This is a genomic window from Oleiphilus sp. HI0086, from assembly GCF_001635225.1.
This window is the reverse complement of the sequence record NZ_LWFZ01000672.1, coordinates 1-4,390: the sequence shown is the minus strand read 5'-3', so window position 1 is coordinate 4,390 and position 4,390 is coordinate 1. Positions and strand designations below refer to the sequence as shown.

Here is a 4,390-nt window from a genome sequence, read left to right as displayed (position 1 = left end):
GCTTCGGTAATAAGGCTTCAGCCAATTTCCAAATAAAAGACGCTGGCATGCTACATTCAACCATCGCAGAGATACCCAATTCTTCAGATATTTGCTGCTGAAGCCAGGTGCCCATACCGAAACTTTGAATAATCACCTTTTCCTGATCAAAGATTTTTTTCAGTGGTTCTCGTCTCATTATTTCAGCAATGATGAAAGCGAGGTTTTCAGTGCGATTCGAAGGGTAAAATTTAAGCATTAAATAATCAGTCAGATTTGAGAGTTGCGTGCGAAGAGCTAGCGCTATTTCTTTATTATCGTTGATACGTTAACTGAAATCATCAGGACTTTCACCTGCTTTTCGCGCTTATTTCAACTACGAGTCATCAACTTAATCGGCAAACTTAATGTAAGCTCTCAAGACATGAGCGGAAGTCCTTATTCATTGATATTATTGGATTTTTTGCTAACAAATAAAGTCGACGCCTGCATTGTTTTTTTGTATCATGAGAGTGTTTTTTGAACAGAGTCACATTTAAACCGTGAACAAAAAGCATTGCTTGTTTTCAACATTACAAATGAATATATTTCTTGCTGCGATATAAAAGTATCCAAGAATAATAGTTTTTAAAACATACAAATATAACGTCACCTGGCATGTTTTATTCACCGAATTAAACAGAGTCCAGTTAGGGGCCAAAAGCTTGCACGGTTCTAAAGGAAAGAAAAAACAAATCGGAACATGGTCCAAACTCGTGGCACTGTGCACCAAGTCCATGGGCGGATACTATCGCGCCAATGGCACTGTTGTTCGTGACCTGGCCAGCGATAAGGCGAGTGATGAAGCAGACGAGCCGATCTATGTTGAAACCGATGTTGCTTTTGCCAGCCTCAATGAGCGCACTCATGCTCGAATCAGGCACCAGGAAACCCTAAGACAAGCAAATATTGAAGCAATATTAGCAATTGCTTCCGGTCTACTAGGACAAAAAGTTACGGCTAAATCCGTAGATTCAGATTGGGCAAATATATTCTTTGACTACGCCCAGAATGTTAGTAGCAGCCCAATGCAAAGCCTCTGGGCCAGAGCTCTACTTTGTGAGCTAAAACGACCTCATTCAATCTCCAAGCGTAGCCTGAACTTTCTATACCATTGTGACGCTTGGGAAATTACTGCCTTTAAGAAGGTTTCCAACTATGCCTTTATCGGCCATAACGGTCACCCTTTTGTGTTTCGCGCCAACAACAGCTTAACGAAGGAAGATGATATATTTTCCGAGCTGCGCCTACTATCACACTGCGTCAATGCAGGTATGATTGCAAGAGACCCTAGTGAGCTACTAGTTGGCTACGAGTTTTATTACCGTAAAACGCGACATAGTGTTAGCCACGACTTTACCGCTCCCGGCCAAGGCGTCGGTTTCTATACCCAGGCATTCACCAAAACAGGTAGCGACTTACTCAAAATAATCGGTGGCTTAGACTCAATCCCAAGCAGTAACTTACAAAGAAGAGTCGTCTGGGAATACTTATCTGACTTTATCGATATTGAAGCGGCAACAGCTAATAGCAACAAAAGCAGCACCCTTAAAGAATCTATCGCCGGTTAAATCGCACGCTCCAAAATTATCAAAGAGTTAGTGAAGTACTTAAACTAAGCCCGAAACAAAAAAACCGACAATCAATGTCGGTTTTTTTATGGGTGAGAAAAGGAGCTTAACCCTGATCGCGCCCCTTACCTGCAGCGATACGTAAACGTAGAGCATTCAATTTAATGAAACCTTCAGCATCTTTCTGATCATATGAACCACCGTCATCTTCAAATGTAGCGATACTCTCATCAAACAAGGTTTCTTCAGATTTACGACCGACAACCACAACGTTACCCTTATAAAGCTTAACGCGAACAACACCGTTTACATAATGCTGTGTTTCATCTATCAAGGCTTGAAGCGCTTTACGCTCAGGGGACCACCAGTAACCGTTATAAACCAACTCCGCATACTTAGACATAATACTGTCTTTCAAATGCGCAGACTCTTTATCGAGAGTCAAAGATTCAATCGCACGGTGAGCCTTAAGCATAATCGTGCCCCCTGGCGTTTCATAGCAGCCTCGAGACTTCATACCTACATAGCGGTTTTCAACGATATCCAAACGGCCGACACCATTATCACCACCGACCTTATTCAAGGTCTCAAGCACGGTTGCCGGGCTCATCGCTTCACCATTGATCGCGGTGATATCGCCTTTCTCATATGTCAGTTCGATATAAGTCGGTGTATCTGGAGCGTTCTCAGGAGAAACAGACCAACGCCACATTTCTTCTTCAGGCTCATTCCAAGGATCTTCTAGCATATCGCCTTCATAAGAAATATGTAGCAAGTTTGCATCCATAGAATAAGGAGACTTACCTTTCTTCTTTTCAACTTCGATACCGTGTGTATCACAATAGGCTAACAAGCTTTCACGAGAGTTGAGATCCCATTCTCTCCAAGGTGCAATGACCTGAACACCCGGCTTAAGTGCATAGGCACCTAACTCAAAACGAATCTGGTCATTACCTTTACCGGTCGCACCGTGAGAGATAGCACAAGCACCTGTTTCATTAGCAATTTCGACCATTCGCTTGGCAATTAAAGGACGAGCAATAGACGTACCTAACAGGTACTCGCCTTCATAAATAGTATTTGCTCTGAACATCGGGAAAACATAGTCACGAACAAATTCTTCGCGCACGTCTTCAATATAGATTTCTTTAACACCCAATGCTTCTGCTTTGGAACGTGCAGGTTCAACTTCTTCACCTTGACCAAGGTCAGCTGTGTAGGTAACAACTTCACAGTTGTATGTTTCCTGTAACCATTTAACGATTACAGAGGTGTCTAGACCACCAGAATAAGCCAAGACAACTTTGTTAATTTCTGACATAGAAAGGCTCCAACTATCGAAGATGCAGACAAAACAAGCTGTCACTCTTCAGCCACAAACAGCTAAACGAGTGAAATCCTGTTCCGCTTAATAATATTCATTACGAAAAGGCGGCTATTCTACTTGCTGTTGGGCCACAAATACAAATATTGCCGAGATATTTACTGTATTACGCTTAATCTAGATCGCGAACCAGCCGAACGGTGCTACGTCTATTCAGTTTCTTATTCTTTTTGGTGTTATTTTTAGCCACCGGATAACGCTCACCATGGTAACGTGTACGGATAATATCGGCTTCCAGACCATTATTGATTAAGTAATCCCTAACGGCTTGCGCGCGTGCTTTAGATAAGCGCCGGTTATAAATTCTACGGCCAGTACTGTCTGTGTGACCATCAACATAAATAGCTGTCACACTCGAGTCATTTAAGACATAGAGAACCACCAAATCCAGTGACTTTATATCACGCTCGGTTAGATCTGACTTATCAGATTCAAAATGCACACGCGTTTTCTCGACCTGCCTAAAATTAACCGGCAACAAACCTGCTATACAATCAAGATAGCCATTATAGATTGACTTGAAATTAACACTATTAATTCTAACCCTGATTGAATCATCGCTGTACCAAGCTTTCCGGGTAAAAGTTGGCGTCATGCCTTCTAATAGGCCCTGCATCATATTAGTCGCTTTAGCTCTAGGCACACTTAAAGGCTGATCACTATCTACAACGTCGACATAACCCAGATCCTGAATTACCTTGCCCGGCTTCCAAGATGAAGCCTCAACCACTAACGCCGCTTTACCCGGTTTCATAGGGTTATTATTAGTCATCGTATAGAAGCGCAGGTTCTCTCCTGCTTCATGATAGAAGACACCCTTACCATAATAAGGAATATCATGAACCAGACTGCATTCGAATATAGAGGAAGACAGGTACCACTGACTCTGATCCAGCTCTGCGCTATAGGTTTTGGCATGGGCAAGGCTTGATAAGCAAGCTATCACGACTCCTAACATTAAGCCTCTTACAAAAGTACTACCGCGCTTCAAATCGGACACCTCACAAATTCTCTTACCATAATAAATCGGATCAGCTCTTTTTGTAGCAAGCCCCTAATAAGGTATTTTCCAAGTCACATAAAAACTGAAAACAAAACCTGGCAATTCTTTGCCCTATCATAACCTTGCTCTGATATACTGTCGCTACAACTTGGCCGACTTAGCCACGCAACGGAACAAATAAGGACAAACCGTGCCAAACCAATCTGAAAAATGCAATTCTCACGCCATATCCAATCGCTTTCGGGGCTTTCTTCCAGTCGTGATTGATGTTGAGACCGCTGGCTTTAACGCAAAAACCGACGCTCTACTAGAAATAGCCGCTGTTATTATCAGCATGAAGACCGATGGCGATCTCTACCTAAAAGAAACTGTACATTGCAATGTAGAGCCTTTTAGAGGAGCAAATCTTGAGGC

The 4,390-nt window shown here is 42.6% G+C and carries 5 protein-coding genes; 2 read left to right on the top strand and 3 right to left on the bottom strand.

Translation table 11 applies throughout. From position 1 onward, the window contains the following. Positions 1-238 (bottom strand): exodeoxyribonuclease V subunit gamma (locus A3756_RS09930; protein WP_156490394.1); only part of this gene is annotated, 238 nt, incomplete at its 3' end. A gap of 445 nt (positions 239-683) precedes the next feature. Here A3756_RS09930 and A3756_RS09925 point away from each other — a divergent pair. Then, the gene (locus tag A3756_RS09925; RefSeq protein WP_156490393.1) at positions 684-1,589 is read left to right on the top strand and encodes a DUF2806 domain-containing protein; all 906 of its coding nucleotides are present in this window, start codon (positions 684-686) and stop codon (positions 1,587-1,589) included. Between the two features lie 106 nt (positions 1,590-1,695). On the opposite strand, the gene A3756_RS09920 is transcribed toward A3756_RS09925, so the two are convergent. Next, positions 1,696-2,910: an argininosuccinate synthase gene (locus A3756_RS09920; RefSeq protein WP_068507850.1), complete on the bottom strand. Its 1,215-nt coding sequence runs from the start codon at positions 2,908-2,910 to the stop codon at positions 1,696-1,698. A gap of 175 nt (positions 2,911-3,085) precedes the next feature. After that, positions 3,086-3,964: an OmpA family protein gene (locus A3756_RS09915; protein ID WP_231875515.1), complete on the bottom strand. Its 879-nt coding sequence runs from the start codon at positions 3,962-3,964 to the stop codon at positions 3,086-3,088. Between the two features lie 202 nt (positions 3,965-4,166). Between A3756_RS09915 and A3756_RS09910 the strand changes: the two genes are divergently transcribed. Then, positions 4,167-4,390 (top strand): exonuclease domain-containing protein (locus A3756_RS09910; protein ID WP_255376514.1); only part of this gene is annotated, 224 nt, incomplete at its 3' end.